Below are 16,064 nucleotides of genomic sequence, written 5' to 3'. Positions count from 1 at the left end.
GCGTGAGTGAAACACCTTCCGGCGGTGCTGATTCCGGGTCGGCGCCGGAGGGCATCGGCGGCGTTCCGCCCGAGGTGGCCATACCGCTGGTACCTGCCGGCGCGGACGGTTCTCCGCGTCGTCCGGCGCCGGGATTTCGCCGGGGGCAGCTTTCCGCACTGATGAATGCCGCGAATCAACGACCGGACCTGATCGGTGCACTGCGCAGGGCGCGCGAACAGCTTCCCGGTGACCCGGCTTTCGGTGACCCACTGTCGGTTTCGGGTCCGGGCGGTGCTCGAGCCGTGGCGCGCGCCGCGGACAAACTGGTCGGTGACACACCGAGCGCGGCCCGCGAGATCGGCTTCGGCGCACTGCAGGTCTGGCAGGCAATGTTGGAGCGAGTCGGCCGCGGTAGAGGTAGCCAAGAAGTAACTATCATGTTCACCGATCTGGTGGCGTTCTCCAGTTGGTCGCTATCGGCCGGTGATGAGGCGACGCTGGAACTATTGCGGGTGGTCGCGAAGGCCATCGAGCCGCCGATCGCCGACCGTGGCGGTCACGTGGTCAAGCGCATGGGTGATGGTGTGATGGCCGTGTTCACCTCGGCCGACCGCGCGTTGCGCGCCGCCGCACGCGCCAAGCGCAACCTGGCCGAGGTCGAGGTGCGCGGCTACCGCCCGCAGATGCGCGTCGGGCTGCACACCGGCTCACCGCGCGAGATCGGCGGCGATTGGCTCGGCGTCGACGTAACCATCGCCGCACGGGTGATGGAGGCGGGCGGCAACGGCAACACCATGCTGTCGGAGGCGACGCTGCGGTCGCTGCAGCCCGAGACGCTGGAAGAACTGGGTTACGCGGTCAAGCGCTATCGACGCAGCTTCTTCGCGGCCCCGCTGAGCGGTGTTCCGGAGGATCTACGGATCTTCCAGCTATCGGAGAACTGAACCGGCTAACTCAACCAGGCGATCGCGCCCGCCGCCGCGAGGACGGCGCACACGCCCAATGCGATCGAGAGCGGGCGGAGGGTCTTCCAGGTGGAGTACGCCCCGCCGATCAAGAATCCGGCAAGAGCAAGCAGGATGATCACAGCGACGTTGGACGACATTCCGCCCATTCTGCTCTGTTCGATTTTGTGGCTTCTGCGCCCCAGGCCATGTCCTGGGAGAACCTTCGGGACTGTCCGAGCCGGCGGCCGATTCGGTGGTAGAAGAGAGCGAGATCGGAGCTGTTGTCGACCATCGCGACGTGACGGCGCCAGTCCAGGTCGCAGAGCACTTCGGCGACGGTGACCGCCTCGGGCAGCACCAGCAGGCCGAGATCGGTGCTCGACCGCATTCGCTCGGCTCTGGTGGTCTTCCGCTGGTTCAACGGCGCTTGTAGGAATCTCCAGTTGTCGGTATGACCGAACTCCACGAGATATTCAGACAAGACCCCTGTGTCAGCGTCTGATCCGCTTGCGTGCCGGAGGCTTCACGCGAGGAGAACATCCGCGGTGGCGAGGCCGAAGATCTTGCGTCCGGCGGATTTTGCGACGATGACGACGACAGCAGTCCTGGTCTGGGGGTCGATCGACTTTATGCGTCCGGTGAACTCGACGCTCCCGACAGATCGGGCGTCGACGACGGTGTAGTTCGAGAGCCGAACCCCGTACCTGGTCATGGCGCCTGGGTCGCCCAGCCACCCGGTGACGAATCCTGCCCCGAGACCCATGGTGAGCATGCCGTGCGCGATCACGTCAGGGAGCCCCGTGAGTGCAGCGACGTCGTCGTGCCAGTGGATCGGGTTCGCGTCACCGGCTACACCGGCGTAGTTCACCAGGTCACCCCGCGTGAGCTGCGTGATCCGAGGAGGAAGTTCGTCACCGACGGTGATGTCCTCGAAACGGATTGCGGTGTGGGGGACTCGCGTTCGGGCGACCCCGCAAAGGCTCGGACTGGTCGCCAGGATCGGGTTCGTCTCGATTTTCCCGTTCGTCGCGACGCCCTCCTGAGCCGCGGTTGCGGCTCGGGAGGGTATTTCGATGCCGTGCATGACCACGCGCTCGATCGTGTCGCTGATTCCGGCGGCGACATCCTCGCCGGTGATGCCGACGACGGTCGTGTGCATGATCTGCACGACCTGGCCCATCTGGTCGATGAAGGTGTTCTTGATGGTGAGCAGATCCTTGCCTGCTACACGGCGAACCGAAGCGAGTTCGACATCGCTGACCAACCGGTCACCGGTGACCACCGGCTTGTGCAGCTCGAAGACCTGATCGGTCTGCACGAACACGTCGTAACCGGTGACGACAGTCTCGAAGAGCCTACGGTTGGCCAGCATCGCGGCGATCGAGACAAACGTGGTCGGCGCGACCAAACCAGCGTATCCGAGCTCGCTGGCAGCGTCCTCGCTCCAGTGCACGGGATGGAAATCCTGCACTGCGCGCGCATACTCGCGGATCTTCTCCCGGCCGACCTCGTAATAGTCATCAGCACGATAGCGATGCCCCACCAGCGCGGCCACATCGAATGTTGCTTCCATCAAGCCGCTCCTCGCTTTAGATTCCTCAGACATCGTAATCGGCGCCCGCAGCCCCGAATTCCGCCCATCCGCCGACCTTGCAGCCGGGGGCCACGGAGAGTTCGTTGGAGTAGTAGGTCTCCTCCATCTCGTAGTAGGGATCGTCGGTGGCCCTCTGCTCCGTACCCCATTCCTCCAGTTCCTCGCTGAGCTCCACGTCCAGCTCCAGCGGCGACGGGTACTCGGTGATCTGCTCCGGGTGGAGCAGGCAGGGCGCCGGTAGGTAGTTCTCGGACTGGACGGCGATCGGATCCGGCGGCGTCTCCAGCACCTCGGCGACCTCGCCGGCGGTCCGCCAGAACAGCTCCGTGCGCGGCATGTTCTCCGGCGAGTGCTCGAACGGACACCAGAGCACCTGGAGGACATCCGCCCCCTCCGGCGGGCGAAGCCCGGGGACGTCGCCGACGGACAGCTGGGCGAGGGGGAGCAGCGCTATCCGCTCACCTTTGGCTGGTTCATCGGTTGTCGACAGTGCTTGCCCGAGAAGATCTGTCAGCACAGCCGCAACCCGATCGGCCGGAATGAGGTTAAGTCAGCAAGCCGTGACAGCGTGGGGGAAAGATGGTGGCGCCTGGTCCAGGCAGGAAGCGGGGAGACCGAGAGAGTAGGAGAACTCAGGAACTCATCGACTGTTGATTACCCGACGGCAGTGGTGCGCCCGCCGTGGATACCGAATCCGTTGCGTCGTCGCGGATTTGCCATTCTTCGCGCGGGAGATCGACCCGCGCCGCCGTTGATCTGTGAGTTCATCGACCAGATGCGTGTACAAGGCTACCGGGTCGATCCGATCGCGTGCTCACCGAGCAGGGCGTGCAGGTCGCCGGACGCACGTATCGGAACTGGAAAACCGCCGGGCCCTCGGCGCGGACGGTCGCCGACGCGTATCTGACCGATGCTTTGCGCGCGACTATCAGCACGCCGGAGTCCATGTATGGGCGCCGCAAGATGACCCCGTATCTGCGTCGTCAGGGCCACCAGGTGGGCATCGGCACCGTCGATCGGCTCATGCGCGACGAAGGCCTGTCCGGGGTGGTCAGGGGCGGCAAACACCGCACCACGATCCCTGGGGAAGGTAAGGGGCATCGCCGTGCCCCGGACCTGGTCGACCGCGACTTCACCGCAGTGGAGCCAAATCGTAAGTGGGTCACCGACTTTACTTACGTGCCGACGTGGATGGGTTTCGTGTATGGCGTTCGTGATCGACTGTTTCTCCCACGCGATAGTGGGCTGGCACGCGGCCACGATCAAGGACACCGCCATGGTCACCACCGCGCTGAAGATGGCGTTGTGGCGGCGCGACCACGACGGTCACACGGTCGCCGAAGGGTTGATCCACCACAGCGACGCCGGACCTGAGCAATACACGTCTGTCGCCTTCTCGGAAACCCTTGTTCTGGAAGGGATCGCAGCGTCGATCGGCAGCGTCGGTGATGCCTATGACAACGCTTTGGCGGAGTCGACGATCGGACTGTTCAAGACCGAAGCCCTCGCCGAGGGCAGCCCGTTTCTCACTGGCCCGTTGCGGTCACTCGACGATGTCGAGTACGCGACGATGGAATGGGTCGACTGGTACAACAATCGGCGGCTGCACAGCCTCCTTGGGGACGTCCCACCCGAGGAATTCGAGGCCCTCCATTACGCTCAACAACAGCCATCCCAGCCGGTGATGACTCAACCATGAAGCCGGCAAGAAAGGCGGTTCAGTTCGCTGCGAGAGGAGTTTTTGTGCTGAAGAGGATCTTTGGTGGCCTGTTGGTCGCAGGGCCGTTGCTGTGGGGCGGTACAGCCGTTGCCCAGGCGGAGGATCTCGAGCCAGCGCCCGACTGCGTTGAGTACAGCTCGAATCAGGGGATTATTTCGGCTGTCACCCACTGCGTAGGGGGTCTCTACCTCAAGTCGGACATCGACCAGTGCAAGTACATGGGTAGGAGCCAAACTTGGGCGACGATCGATAACGAACTCTACGTTTGCTCACCAACCGAACCCAGCACAAAACCGCCAACAGGGTCAGCATGATCAGTTCCGGCATATCCCACGGCGCGGGCCGCGCGGTCGTTCCCGTCTGACAGCACCGACTACCACTATGGTCTGGCCCGGCTCGTAGCCCACGAGCTGGACCACCATCTCGACGGTGTGGGAGTACAAGCAGACCGGTCGCCAATGGGAAATACCACTGATCCTGGTCAACCCGACGACAGCGGGAACCTCTCAGCCCGCAACCCGTTCCAGGGTGAGATCCAAGCGGGTGTTCATGTCGAGTCGGAACCGGCCGTAGGGGTTGGACCAGAACAGCGGTGTCAGACATCCCAGGAGCTTGGGTGTCAAGGAAATTCAAGCTGCGAGGTGCTGGTGGCGGTGTGACCAGGCCGCTTGCTGGCTGTAGGGAGTCTTGGTTTTCAGGCAGCCGTGCAGGATGCCGACGAGCCGGTTGCCGAGCTGGCGGAGAGCGGCGTTGTAGTTCATGTCGCGGGCTCGTAGCTCGTCGTAGTAGGCGCGCGCTCCGGGGTCGTGCAGGATCGCCGCACCGGCCTGCATGTGCAGGGCGTCGACGAGCCGATCGTTGTGGACGAACCGGGCGTGGACGGTTTTGGTCTTGCCGGACTGGCGGGTGATCGGGGCGGTGCCGGCGTAGTTCTTGCGGGATTTGGCGTCGGCGTAACGGCCATCGGCGTCGCCGAACTCGGCAAGCACCCGGGCGCCGGTGATCACGCCCATGCCGGGTTGGCTGAGGTAGACCTCAGCGTCCGGGTGCCGGCCAAAACACGACCCCACCTCGCCCTCGAGGATCTTGACCTGCTCGTTGAGGGTGCGCAGGACCGCGACCGTCGCGCGGACCGATGCCGCGTAGGCGCCGGCCACGATCTCGGCCTGGCCCAGGTGCTCACCGCGCAGCGCCGCCTGGATCGCGGCGGCCTTGGCGGGGATATCGCGGCGTCGTGCCCGCTTGAGCGCGGTAGTGATCTGGCCGATCGTCAACCGTGCCGCAGTGGCGGGATCGGCGGCCTTGCCCAGCAGTTCGAGGGTGTCGGCACCGGCGAGCCCGAGCGGCTTGTAGGCCTCGAGTGCCGCCGGGAAGTACTCGCGCAGCGCCGTGCGCAGCCGCAGCATGTGCCGGGTGCGTTCCCAGATCAACGTCTGATGCGCGCGGGCGGCGACCTTGACCGCCGCGGCCTCGTCGGAATCGGCGGCGACCTGACGCAGCTGGTGGCGGCGGGTGCGCAGCATGTCGGCCAGGGTCTTCGCGTCGGCCTTGTCGTCCTTGGCGCCCGACAGCGACAGCAGTTCCCGATGACGGGCAGCGGTTTTCGGGTTGACCCCGTACACCTGGTAGCCGGCCGCGACCAGCGCCCGCACCCACGTGCCGCGGTCGGTCTCGATGCACACCAGCACCTGCCCGGGATCGGAATCCTGTGGCAGGAACCGGGCGATCAGCTCATGCAGCCGGGTCATGCCCTCGACGCCCTCGGGTAGCCTGGCTGCCTTCAGGGTCTTGCCTTGTTCGTCCTGCACCTCCACGTCATGGTGATCTTCGGCCCAGTCGTCTCCGACGAACAGCATCGTGTGCTCCTGAATCTGCCGGTTCGGTCATCAGCAGCCGACGGGAGACCCAGCGCCCTAATGGACCAGTGCTCACACCAAAGGTGTTGGTGGGCACGACATCCCATAAGTTGTTTCGCTCCCGGCCACCGGCAGGGGCACGGTCTGACACAAGAACTCGAAGCTCAGGGTGCGTAAGTGCTCACCTGCCGGGGCTACCGGCACCGAGTCTGCCCTACCGACCGACCGGGTAGCTCCCATTAGGGTGCGGCGCTCGGTGTCGCCGATCAGGTCGTGGAACTCCGGAGTCTCCATACCATCGAGCGCCGGACCCCGGGGACCCGCCAGCGCTTGATATATTCCAGCAACTGCTCGAAGAGTCAGGGATGAAGACGGCGGATGACGCAGCTCGATGACGGGCAGATCGCCGGAATGCTGGAGAAGTGGCCGCTGGAGTTCGGGGCCGCCGGTTCACCCGCGCTGGGAGGAATTCCGGAGAACTGGCAGCCGATCTCGCGCAGCGGCGATGCGGAGGAGCGACGGCTACGCACGATGGCGTTGTGGAACCGGGACTTCCTCGGTCTCGTGTCGGTTCTCGTTTGATGTGGCGGGGTGTTGGGGGTTGACCTGGGGTGCGCCAGTTGGGGGTGGGGTTGTCATTGGTCATCTTTTCTCATTTGAAGTGGCGGATTGTCGGGTGTCAATCCTCTCGAAGTGTGGAGGGTTCTCTATGCGGCCTCGTCTCGTGACGGGGCCGTGTGAGTGTGGGCCGCTCGGACGGCGGCCATGTGGGTCTCGTAGTCGGTCGGGGACAGTCCGCCGCACAGTGAGTGGCGGCGGGTCAGGTTGTAGAACCCGGTGATCCAGGTGACGATCTTCAGCCTGGCCTCGGCCCTGGTGTGGAAGCGGTGGACGAACTCGACCTTCAGGGTGGAGTTGAACGATTCCGCGGCGGCGTTGTCCAGGGCCGATCCCACTCGGCCCATCGACTGCACCACCCCGAGGCCGCGGCACAGCCGGTTGAACACTGCGGCGGTGTATTCGCTGCCACGGTCGCTGTGGAAGATCACCCCGTCCACGGCGTCGGCGCCGCCACGGGTTGTAGCCGCCATCCGCAGTGCGGCACAAGACAATTCAGCATCATGATGGGCGCTGGTCGCATACCCGAGCAGTCGGCCCGAGAACCCGTCCTCCACCGAGGCTAGATACAGTTTCCCCTCCTCGGTCGAGATTTCGGTGACATCGCCGCACCAGCGCACGTCCGGGGCGACGGCGGTGAACTGGCGGCGCACCAGATCCGGTGCCACCGGCCGTCTCCCAGGCCGGGTCAACCCACGCCGGCGTTTGACTTTGCGTGCCGCCCAACCTTTTTCGGCCATGATCGCCGCGATCGTGTTGTCCGACACCTGCCAGCTGCCGGCGCCGCGCTCTGCGGTCAACAGAACAAACACCTGCTGTCCCTCGTGCGCCCCGACCGATGAAGGGGCGCACGAGGGGCGGCTACCATGCGGCGCAAGCATTTCGTGATGGAACGATCTGGAGATCCCGTGAGCGAGCACCTGTCCGAGCTGCTGCGGCGTATGCCGCCGCCCGCCGCGCCGGACGCGCCGGTGGACTGGGACGCCGTACGAGCCCGCTGGGGTACGGACTTCCCGTCGGACTACCGGAAGTTCGTCGACGTGTACGGAACGGGCACCATCAGCGACCAGCTGGTGGTGCTGCAACCGGGAACGCCGGACATCCGGCGCGGGCAGCCCGTCATGAACACTCCCTCGGAGGACTGGCTGCTGGAGACCGAGTGCCCGTATCCGGCGTGGCCGGAGCCCGGGAGTCTGCTGTGCTGGGGTGAGGACGGGAACGAGAACGCGTTTTTCTGGAGCACGCGCGGCGGCGATCCGGAGCAGTGGCCCGTTGCAGTATGGGAGGGGGGGTCGTTCGAAGCCGACGGCTTCGTCGAGTTCCCGCCCGGAATGGTCGGGCTGCTGCTCACCGCGTTCGGGGAGAATCCCCCCGCGCCGTTCGACGCGGGCTTCTGGCCGACGGTCACCGCGATGCGGTTCGTCTCCGTGCGCGAGGAGGAGCGGCTGGCGACGCTCGGTGTCGATCCCTGGGCGTGAAGTTCCGGGACGTCATCGCCTGTCGGCGCGCGGCCGCGTACCGGGCCGCCGACGTCACGATCACAGCGGGCGACTACGGATTGCTGCACGCCCGCCGCCCGCGATACGACGGGAACGACCTCACCGGCCGCTCCAGCTCGTCGACCACCTCCGGCAGCCACCGCCACGGCACCCGCCGCTCGACACCGCCACCGGTGACGAACACCGCCTCGAATTCGTCGGCGGCGCAACCCATCTGCTCAATACAACCCCCTACCTGTCCCAGCACCGAGGCGTCATGCGCCATTTACGTGAGAAACCGCGCCAGATCCGCGCCACCTACTTGAAAAACGCGCCAGAGACGAATTTTCGGTCGGATATAGCGCGAAAAACCGGCAATGAGCTGATGTCATGTCCGGAGTCGTTTGCACGGATGTCTGAACTCGTGTGCACTCACCGTGGTGCGTTGAAGTCGGTGTCCGGTTGGGGACCGTTTATGAGATTGGTTGTCGAGCCTCACTTGTCAGAGGTGGTGCTCGCTATGGTCTTCCACCGCTTCATGAGGCAGCGGCAGGCTTCGACCAACTCAGGTGGTTCCACGTCGGTGAGGTCGGTGTCGAAGGTGGCGAAGATTCCTGCGACACCGGCCCAGGACCAGGCTCCGATGGTGAGGCGACAGTGATGGGGGTCGAGGTGCTCGACGACTGATCCACCGGGCGCCCAGCGGGCCACCGTCTCCACCGCCAGGTGCAGGCGTGCGGTTCCTGTGCATTGCCACGCGGCGGGGGTATCGCCTCGGTCGTGGCTGGTCATGACGAAGTGGGCGACGTCGCTGCCTGGGAGGTCTCTGGGGGTGAACAGGGTGCCGGGCGGAGTGTGGAGGTGAAGGCGGTCGACGCGGTGCACGCGCCAGGTGCTGTCTGCGTGGTCATAGGCGACCAGGTACCACCGTCCGGCCCAGACGATCAGGTGGTGAGGCTCGATGCGGCGTGGAGGGGTGAAATCGGCATCGCGAGGATCGGGGCGCGTGCCGTCGGCACGCAGCGATTCGACGACGAGCACGTGGTGGTGGCGTACCGCGCGGCCCACAACCTTCAGCGCACCCGAGGCGATGGGTGGCGCCGGGAACTCCCAGTAATTCTGCAGCCTGGTCAGCTGCAGTGACTCCATGGCCGCCCGCAGCCTGGCCAGCATCACCTGCTTGAGGGTATCCAGTGCCCGGGCAGCGTCCTGTCCGAGGCCGAAGACAGTGCCGGGGGGCGGTCTGCAGAGCGACCGCGACGGCCAGAGCCTGCTCGTCGTCGAACAGCAGCGGCGGCAGCGCGTGACCGGCGCCCAGTTCGTAGCCGTCGGCCGGACCGTGGACGGTCGTGACCGGGTAGTCGAGCAGCCGCAGTGTCTCGATGTCGCGCCGGACGGTGCGTTCGCTGACGTCGAGCCCGGCGGCGAGCTCGCTCAGCGACCAGCGTCGGCGTGCGGCGAGCAGCGACAGCAATCGCAGCGCCCGCCGTGAGGTATCGGCCACCGTCACATCATGTCTGATAGTGGCCACTCTATGTCCACTACCGGTGGCAATGTCACACCCGAAGGTTGTCCGACATCAGTAAGAGGAGCCGAAATTAGGATGCGCATCATCATCGTCGGAGGCGGGATCGGTGGCTTGGCGCTGGCCGCCGGCCTGCGTCGTCATGGGTTCGACGTGGCGGTCTTCGACCGCGACACCGACGTGGCAGCGACCGGGGGCTACCACATCACGCTCGACGGTCGAGCACAGTCAGCACTGCGGGAGCTCGTCGCGCCGGAGATCTTCGAACGGCTGCTGGCGTCGGCATCAGCGCTGCGGCTGCGGGATCCGGACGCATTCTGGGACCGGCGCGGTCGGTTGCTGGGCCACGGTCCAAACCTCAGCGGCGATCCCAGCGTGGACATCGACCGCATTACCCTGCGGACCCTTCTGGCTGAGGCGGTCGGCGACGATCTCCATCTGGGCCGAGCCGTCACCGAGATCGGCCGCGCCGAGGACGGGACACCGCTGGTGATGTTCGCCGACGAGTCACCTGTTCAGTGTGATTTGTTGGTGGGTGCGGACGGTACACACTCGCTGGTGGCCCGTCACCTGGCCGGCGGCCCCACCAATGCGCCCACTGGCATCATCGGCTTTTCCGGGAGGACCTCCGTCAACGACCTCAGCCCGGTAGAGCGACATCGGCTCGGACCGCGGTCGGGGCTGGCGATCGGCCCTCGGGGTGCGGCACTCTACGTCGGCTTCCTCGACCCGGTGGGTAACGCTGTACTCGACGCACCCGATCTTCGGGCGGCGGTCACGACCGGCCCCACCTACATCTGGGGCGCCATGTTTCCCGAGTCCGCCGATACCGACTCGATGCGTGACACTCGCGGTGCCGCGCTACAGACCGCGCTGCTGGCCAGGTTTCGCCGACAGGGATGGAGCGAACGCCCACTCGAGGTGATCGCCCGTGCCGACCCGGACAGTGTGGCCGCGTTCCGGTTCAATGCGGCCTCGACCCGGGTACAAGACCTCGCCCCGTGGCCGGCCGGACCCATCACCGCGCTCGGCGACGCCGTCCACGCGACCCCGCCGACCGCGGGCATGGGAGCTGGTGCCGCCATCCGCGATGCCGCAAGCCTGGTGGAGCATCTGTGTGAGGTCGCCGCCGACACCACCACCCTCACCGTGGCCATCAGCCAGTTCGAGGCCGATGCGCGCTTCCGCGGCAGCGAAGTCCTGACCCTGGCCATGAAGACCGTCCGATGGATACTGGCCACCGACACCCCGCTTGGAGCAGCCGCCACGGCCGCAGCCACCCCCATCCTGGCCGCCGCCAACCGACTCAGACACCGGCGCTGACACCTCGCGGACACCACCTGGCCATCGGGTGTCCACCAACCCCCACAGGCCATGCTCGCGGTAACGCGCCCGCATCCGCTGCACGGTGCGGACACCGGTCTCAATACCAACCCGGAAAGTTCCGCTGACCTCGATACGAGGGAAACGATCGCACCGGCCGCTGTAACTCGCCCACCACCTCCGGCAGCCACTCCCACGGCACCCGTCACTCCACACCGGCCTCGGTGACGAAGACCGCCTCGAAGGCCTAAACAGCCCTCAACTGCCCTACTTGTCGCTCCAGCACCGAGAATCATCCTCGACAACCTCGCCACTTCAGGTGAAAACTCGCCACGACTTCGCCACTTCAGTTGAGAATTCGCCCGACGCCCGAGAATCGACACCGGACTTCGCCCCGAAACCCTGATGCCTCTGACAATTAACAAGCACGCGTGCTTGCTTTTTTCTTGAACTGATGTGATGCTGGTCTCCGGTACGCGGACTTCACCGGTGCGGCAACGCGGCGGCGCCGGGACGGTTCGCCGCACAGGAGGGCCTTCCAGCTGATGAGTTTGCTGGCCGCCGACCCGGATGTGATCCGAATCGGCAACTGTTCCGGGTTCTACGGTGATCGGCTCAGCGCTATGCGCGAGATGCTCGAAGGCGGGCAGCTCGACGTGCTCACCGGCGACTATCTCGCCGAGCTGACCATGCTGATCCTCGGCCGCGACCGAATGAAGGATCCGAGCCTCGGCTACGCCAAGACCTTCGTCAAGCAGATCGAGGAGTGCCTCGGCCTTGCGCTCGAGCGCAATGTGCAGATCGTGACGAACGCGGGCGGACTCAATCCGGCCGGTTTGGCCGATCGGCTGCGCAAGGTGGCCGCCGATCTGGGGCTCGAAGCCAAGGTCGCGCACGTCGAAGGCGACGACCTGCTGGCACGGGCCGGTGGACTCGGCCTCGGCGCGCCCCTCACCGCCAACGCCTACCTCGGTGGCTGGGGCATCGTCGAGTGCCTGAACGCGGGCGCGGACATCGTCGTCACCGGTCGGGTCACCGACGCGTCGGTGGTACTCGGTCCGGCCGCCGCGCATTTCGGTTGGGCGCGAACCGATTACGACCAGCTCGCGGGCGCGGTGGTGGCAGGGCACGTCATCGAGTGCGGCACCCAGGCCACCGGCGGCAACTTCGCGTTCTTCACCGAATTGCCCGATCTTGGCCGCCCCGGCTTCCCGATCGCCGAAATCCGCAGGGATGGTAGCAGTGTCATCACCAAGCACGCGGTCACCGGCGGCGCGGTCACCGTCGACACCGTCGAGGCGCAGCTGATGTACGAGATCCAGAGCGCCCGCTATGCGGGGCCGGATGTGACGGCGCGGCTCGACAGCATCGAGCTCGGCCAGGACGGACCCGACCGCGTGCTGATCAGCGGGGTCGCCGGTGAGGCGCCGCCGCCGCGGCTGAAGGTGTCGCTCAATACCCTCGGCGGCTTCCGCAACGAGATGGAATTCGTGCTCACCGGACTGGATATCGAGGCGAAAGCCGCACTGGCGCAGCGTCAGCTGGAGTCTTGGCTGCCGGTGCGGCCCGCGGAACTCAGCTGGACGCTGGCCAGGCTGGACCGGCCGGACGCGGAGACCGAGGAGCAGGCCAGCGCGCTGCTGCGCTGCGTGGTCCGCGACCCGGATCCGAACAAGGTGGGGCGCGCGTTCTCGAATGTGGCCGTCGAGCTGGCGTTGGCCAGCTACCCCGGCACGAACTTTACCTCTTTGCCCGGCAACGGTTCTCCGTACGGCGTGTACACGCCGGGATACGTGGATTCGACCGAGGTGCCACATACCGCGGTGTTGCCCGGCGGTACCCGAGTCGATGTCGACCCCGCCTCGGACACGCTGGCACTGGCCGATGTCGCCGAGCCGGAACTTCCGGAGCCATTGCCCGCCAACGAAACTCGCCGCGTTCCGCTGGGCACGATCGCGTTGGCCCGCAGCGGTGACAAGGGCGGCAATGCCAATATCGGCGTCTGGGTGCGCACCGACGAGCAGTGGCGCTGGCTGGTGCACACGCTCACCGTCGAGCGGTTACAGGAACTCCTGCCGGAGGCCGCGGCTTTGACCGTCACCCGGCATGTGCTGCCGAATCTGCGTGCGGTGAACTTCATTATCGAAGGTCTGCTCGGTCAGGGCGTCGCCTACCAGGCCCGTTTCGACCCACAGGCCAAGGGGCTCGGCGAATGGCTGCGCTCGCGTCACATCGAAATTCCATTGGAGCTGTTGCCATGAGTTTTGCGGTGAGTCCTTGGAACACGCCCGAGCGGCGCGAATTGCGCGCCACCGTGCGGGGTTTCGCCGAGCGAGAGGTCCTCCCGTACCTGGACGAGTGGGAGCGCGTCGGGGAGATCCCTCGCGAACTGCACAAGAAGGCCGGTGCGCTGGGCCTGCTCGGTATCCAATTCCCCGAGTCCGCGGGCGGTTGCGGCGGTGACGGCATCGACGCGATGATCGTCTGCGAGGAGCTGCACCAGGCGGGCGCCTCCGGCGGCCTGTTCGCCTCGCTGTTCACCTGCGGAATCTCGGTGCCGCACATCATCGCCTCGGGCAATGCCGACCACATCGAGCGTTTCGCCAAGCCAACGCTGGCCGGAGAGAAGATCGGCTCGCTGGCTATCACCGAGCCGGGCGGCGGCTCCGACGTCGGCCACCTCACCACCACCGCACGTCGCGATGGCGACCACTACATCGTCAACGGCGCCAAGACCTACATCACCTCCGGTGTCCGCGCCGACTTCGTGGTCACCGCGGTGCGCACGGGCGGCCCCGGCTCCGCCGGGATTTCGCTGTTGATCGTGGAGAAGGGCACGCCGGGCTTCACGGTCAGCCGCAAGCTGGAGAAGATGGGCTGGCTGGCCTCCGACACCGCAGAGCTGTCTTACGTGGACGTGCGGGTGCCGGTGGAGAACCTGGTCGGTCCGGAGCACTCCGGCTTCTTCCAGATCGCGGGCGCGTTCGTCAGCGAGCGCGTCGGCCTTGCGGTGCAGGCGTATTCGAGCGCCCAGCGCTGCCTCGACCTCACCCTGCAATGGGTCCGCGACCGGGAAACCTTCGGCCGTCCGCTGATCAGCAGGCAGTCCGTGCAGAACACGGTCACCGAAATGGCCCGCCGCATCGACGTGGCCAGGGTCTACACCCGCGATGTGGCGCAGCGCAGCGCGAATGGCGAGACCGACCTGATCGCCGAGGTGTGCTTCGCCAAGAACACCGCCGTCGAGGCGGGCGAGTGGGTGGCCAACCAGGCCGTGCAGCTTTTCGGGGGACTGGGCTACATGCGCGAATCCGAGGTCGAGCGGCAGTACCGCGATATGCGCATTCTCGGCATCGGCGGCGGCACCACGGAGATCCTCACCGGATTGGCGGCAAAGCGATTGGGGTACCAGTCATGACCACCCTGCGCACCACCCTGGATACCGGCTCACCGGAATACCAGGCGGCCGCGGAGGCGATGACGACCAAGCTCACCGAGGTGGAGGCCGAGTTCGCCAAGGCGATCGCCGGCGGCGGCCCGGAAAAGCTGGCCCGGCACCGCAAGCGCGGCAAGCTGACCGCGCGTGAACGCATCGAACTGCTGCTCGACGAGGACTCGCCGTTCCTGGAACTGTGCGCGCTCGCTGGCTGGGGCAGCGAATTCCACGTCGGCGCAAGCACCATCGCGGGCATCGGCATCGTGGAAGGCGTCGAATGCATGATCGTCGCGCCCGATCCGACCGTGCGCGGCGGCACCTCGAACCCGTGGACGCTGCGAAAGACGCTGCGCATCAACGACATCGTCCGGGAGAACCGGCTGCCGGTCATCTCGCTGGTCGAATCCGGTGGCGCGGACCTGCCGACGCAGAAGGAAGTCTTCGTTCCGGGCGGCCGCATGTTCCGCGATCTCACCAAGGCATCGGCGGCCGGAATCCCCACCATCGCACTGATTTTCGGCAACTCGACCGCCGGTGGCGCCTACATCCCCGGCATGTCCGACCACGTGGTGATGATCAAGGAACGCTCCAAGGTCTTCCTCGGTGGCCCACCGCTGGTCAAGATGGCCACGGGTGAGGAGTCCGACGACGAATCGCTCGGCGGCGCCGACATGCACGCGCGGGTCTCGGGTCTCGCCGACTACTACGCGCTCGACGAGCAGGACGCGATCCGCATCGGGCGTTCCATCGTCAGGCGGCTCAACTGGAAAAAGCAGGGGCCCGCACCGCGCGCCGAGGTGATCGAACCGCTGTATGACCCGGCCGATTTGCTCGGCATCGTCCCGCCGGACCTGAAGATCCCGTTCGACCCACGCGAGGTGATCGCCCGCATCGTCGACGGCTCCGACTTCGACGAGTTCAAGCCGCTCTACGGCAGCAGCCTGGTCACCGGTTGGGCCGAGCTGCACGGGTATCCGGTCGGCATCCTGGCCAACGCGCGCGGGGTGCTGTTCTCCGAGGAATCGCAGAAGGCGACCCAGTTCATCCAGCTGGCCAACAAGTCGAACACGCCGCTGCTGTTCCTGCACAACACCACCGGCTACATGGTCGGCAAGGAATACGAGCAGAAGGGCATCATCAAGCACGGCGCGATGATGATCAACGCGGTCTCCAACTCGAAGGTGCCGCACATCTCGGTGCTGATGGGATCGTCGTACGGTGCAGGGCATTACGGCATGTGTGGCCGTGCCTACGATCCGCGTTTCGTCTTCGCCTGGCCGAGTGCTAAATCCGCCGTCATGGGCGGTGCGCAGCTGGCGGGGGTGATCTCCATCGTCGGACGGGCGGCCGCCGAGGCCAAGGGGCTCCCGTTCGACGAGAACGCCGATGCCGGGATGCGCGCCATGATCGAGGCCCAGATCGAGGCCGAGTCGCTGGCGATGTTCATGTCCGGACGCCTCTACGACGACGGCGTCATCGATCCCCGCGATACCCGCACGGTGTTGGGAATGTCCTTGTCGGCCATTCACAATGCTCCGATCAAGGGCGCCGATGGCTTCGGCGTCTTCCGAATGTGAGGCCCCGG

The 16,064-nt window shown here is 66.0% G+C and carries 16 protein-coding genes and 2 pseudogenes; 9 read left to right on the top strand and 9 right to left on the bottom strand.

Going from position 1 to position 16,064, the window contains the following annotated elements; all coding sequences use genetic code 11:
* Positions 1-161 precede the first annotated feature (161 nt).
* Positions 162-926: an adenylate/guanylate cyclase domain-containing protein gene (locus tag ACV7NQ_RS14405; protein ID WP_463365664.1), complete on the top strand. Its 765-nt coding sequence runs from the start codon at positions 162-164 to the stop codon at positions 924-926.
* A 5-nt stretch (positions 927-931) separates the two neighbouring features.
* On the opposite strand, the gene ACV7NQ_RS14400 is transcribed toward ACV7NQ_RS14405, so the two are convergent.
* From ACV7NQ_RS14400 to ACV7NQ_RS14385, 4 genes are read right to left on the bottom strand one after another with little or no spacing between them, the layout of a single operon-like run.
* Positions 932-1,087, bottom strand: a complete 156-nt coding sequence (locus tag ACV7NQ_RS14400; protein ID WP_463360114.1) for a hypothetical protein — start codon at positions 1,085-1,087, stop codon at positions 932-934.
* A complete protein-coding gene (locus ACV7NQ_RS14395; RefSeq protein WP_463360113.1) occupies positions 1,066-1,410 on the bottom strand; it encodes a hypothetical protein in 345 nt (114 codons plus the stop codon). The genes ACV7NQ_RS14400 and ACV7NQ_RS14395 overlap by 22 nt, the downstream gene beginning before the upstream one ends.
* 42 nt (positions 1,411-1,452) lie before the next feature.
* Entirely contained in the window at positions 1,453-2,502 is a 1,050-nt protein-coding gene (locus tag ACV7NQ_RS14390; protein ID WP_463360112.1) for a fused (3R)-hydroxyacyl-ACP dehydratase subunits HadA/HadB, read from the bottom strand.
* 25 nt (positions 2,503-2,527) lie between these two features.
* The gene (locus ACV7NQ_RS14385; RefSeq protein ID WP_463360111.1) at positions 2,528-3,040 is read right to left on the bottom strand and encodes a hypothetical protein; all 513 of its coding nucleotides are present in this window, start codon (positions 3,038-3,040) and stop codon (positions 2,528-2,530) included.
* 428 nt (positions 3,041-3,468) lie between these two features.
* Between ACV7NQ_RS14385 and ACV7NQ_RS14380 the strand changes: the two are divergent.
* Together ACV7NQ_RS14380 and ACV7NQ_RS14375 are read left to right on the top strand one after the other, a co-directional pair.
* A pseudogene (locus ACV7NQ_RS14380) lies at positions 3,469-3,570 on the top strand (IS3 family transposase); the annotation flags it as partial.
* A 58-nt stretch (positions 3,571-3,628) separates the two neighbouring features.
* Positions 3,629-4,222 (top strand): transposase, encoded by a 594-nt coding sequence (locus ACV7NQ_RS14375; protein WP_463360110.1) that lies wholly within the window; start codon positions 3,629-3,631, stop codon positions 4,220-4,222.
* Between the two features lie 650 nt (positions 4,223-4,872).
* Here ACV7NQ_RS14375 and ACV7NQ_RS14370 read toward each other — a convergent pair.
* Positions 4,873-6,099: an IS110 family RNA-guided transposase gene (locus tag ACV7NQ_RS14370; protein ID WP_463359367.1), complete on the bottom strand. Its 1,227-nt coding sequence runs from the start codon at positions 6,097-6,099 to the stop codon at positions 4,873-4,875.
* 378 nt (positions 6,100-6,477) lie between these two features.
* On the opposite strand from ACV7NQ_RS14370, the gene ACV7NQ_RS14365 reads away from it, so the two are divergent.
* Positions 6,478-6,681 (top strand): hypothetical protein, encoded by a 204-nt coding sequence (locus ACV7NQ_RS14365; protein ID WP_463360109.1) that lies wholly within the window; start codon positions 6,478-6,480, stop codon positions 6,679-6,681.
* Between the two features lie 125 nt (positions 6,682-6,806).
* On the opposite strand, the gene ACV7NQ_RS14360 is transcribed toward ACV7NQ_RS14365, so the two are convergent.
* Entirely contained in the window at positions 6,807-7,529 is a 723-nt protein-coding gene (locus ACV7NQ_RS14360) for an IS3 family transposase (protein ID WP_463360108.1), read from the bottom strand.
* Positions 7,530-7,625: 96 nt separating this feature from the next.
* On the opposite strand from ACV7NQ_RS14360, the gene ACV7NQ_RS14355 reads away from it, so the two are divergent.
* Positions 7,626-8,195: an SMI1/KNR4 family protein gene (locus ACV7NQ_RS14355; RefSeq protein ID WP_463360107.1), complete on the top strand. Its 570-nt coding sequence runs from the start codon at positions 7,626-7,628 to the stop codon at positions 8,193-8,195.
* A gap of 73 nt (positions 8,196-8,268) precedes the next feature.
* Here ACV7NQ_RS14355 and ACV7NQ_RS14350 read toward each other — a convergent pair whose 3' ends face one another.
* The 3 genes and pseudogenes from ACV7NQ_RS14350 to ACV7NQ_RS14340 all read right to left on the bottom strand — a co-directional run.
* On the bottom strand, positions 8,269-8,481 hold the full coding sequence (locus ACV7NQ_RS14350; RefSeq protein ID WP_463360106.1) for a hypothetical protein: 213 nt from the start codon (positions 8,479-8,481) through the stop codon (positions 8,269-8,271).
* Between the two features lie 209 nt (positions 8,482-8,690).
* Positions 8,691-9,344, bottom strand: a complete 654-nt coding sequence (locus ACV7NQ_RS14345; RefSeq protein WP_463360105.1) for a helix-turn-helix transcriptional regulator — start codon at positions 9,342-9,344, stop codon at positions 8,691-8,693.
* 232 nt (positions 9,345-9,576) lie between these two features.
* Positions 9,577-9,699 (bottom strand): annotated as a pseudogene (locus ACV7NQ_RS14340) (HTH domain-containing protein); the annotation flags it as partial.
* Positions 9,700-9,798: 99 nt separating this feature from the next.
* Here ACV7NQ_RS14340 and ACV7NQ_RS14335 point away from each other — a divergent pair.
* The 4 genes from ACV7NQ_RS14335 to ACV7NQ_RS14320 all read left to right on the top strand — a co-directional run bounded on the left by ACV7NQ_RS14335 (position 9,799) and on the right by ACV7NQ_RS14320 (position 16,056).
* Positions 9,799-11,043, top strand: a complete 1,245-nt coding sequence (locus ACV7NQ_RS14335; protein ID WP_463360104.1) for an FAD-dependent oxidoreductase — start codon at positions 9,799-9,801, stop codon at positions 11,041-11,043.
* Positions 11,044-11,588: 545 nt separating this feature from the next.
* On the top strand, positions 11,589-13,304 hold the full coding sequence (locus tag ACV7NQ_RS14330; protein ID WP_463360103.1) for an acyclic terpene utilization AtuA family protein: 1,716 nt from the start codon (positions 11,589-11,591) through the stop codon (positions 13,302-13,304).
* Positions 13,305-13,312: 8 nt separating this feature from the next.
* Positions 13,313-14,461, top strand: a complete 1,149-nt coding sequence (locus ACV7NQ_RS14325) for an acyl-CoA dehydrogenase family protein (RefSeq protein WP_463365663.1) — start codon at positions 13,313-13,315, stop codon at positions 14,459-14,461.
* A complete protein-coding gene (locus ACV7NQ_RS14320; protein WP_463360102.1) occupies positions 14,458-16,056 on the top strand; it encodes an acyl-CoA carboxylase subunit beta in 1,599 nt (532 codons plus the stop codon). The genes ACV7NQ_RS14325 and ACV7NQ_RS14320 overlap by 4 nt, the downstream gene beginning before the upstream one ends.
* Positions 16,057-16,064 lie beyond the last annotated feature (8 nt).

The organism is Nocardia sp. Tas62D01, assembly GCF_055232035.1.
This window is presented reverse-complemented; position numbering and strand designations above follow the sequence as displayed.

Coding starts and splice junctions, on each gene's coding strand:
- ACV7NQ_RS14405 (WP_463365664.1), top strand. CDS start 162: ATGAATGCCGCGAATCAACGACCGGACCTGATCGGTGCACTGCGCAGG.
- ACV7NQ_RS14400 (WP_463360114.1), bottom strand. CDS start 1,087: ATGTCGTCCAACGTCGCTGTGATCATCCTGCTTGCTCTTGCCGGATTC.
- ACV7NQ_RS14390 (WP_463360112.1), bottom strand. CDS start 2,502: ATGGAAGCAACATTCGATGTGGCCGCGCTGGTGGGGCATCGCTATCGT.
- ACV7NQ_RS14370 (WP_463359367.1), bottom strand. CDS start 6,099: ATGCTGTTCGTCGGAGACGACTGGGCCGAAGATCACCATGACGTGGAG.
- ACV7NQ_RS14365 (WP_463360109.1), top strand. CDS start 6,478: ATGACGCAGCTCGATGACGGGCAGATCGCCGGAATGCTGGAGAAGTGG.
- ACV7NQ_RS14350 (WP_463360106.1), bottom strand. CDS start 8,481: ATGGCGCATGACGCCTCGGTGCTGGGACAGGTAGGGGGTTGTATTGAG.
- ACV7NQ_RS14345 (WP_463360105.1), bottom strand. CDS start 9,344: ATGGAGTCACTGCAGCTGACCAGGCTGCAGAATTACTGGGAGTTCCCG.
- ACV7NQ_RS14335 (WP_463360104.1), top strand. CDS start 9,799: ATGCGCATCATCATCGTCGGAGGCGGGATCGGTGGCTTGGCGCTGGCC.
- ACV7NQ_RS14330 (WP_463360103.1), top strand. CDS start 11,589: ATGAGTTTGCTGGCCGCCGACCCGGATGTGATCCGAATCGGCAACTGT.
- ACV7NQ_RS14320 (WP_463360102.1), top strand. CDS start 14,458: ATGACCACCCTGCGCACCACCCTGGATACCGGCTCACCGGAATACCAG.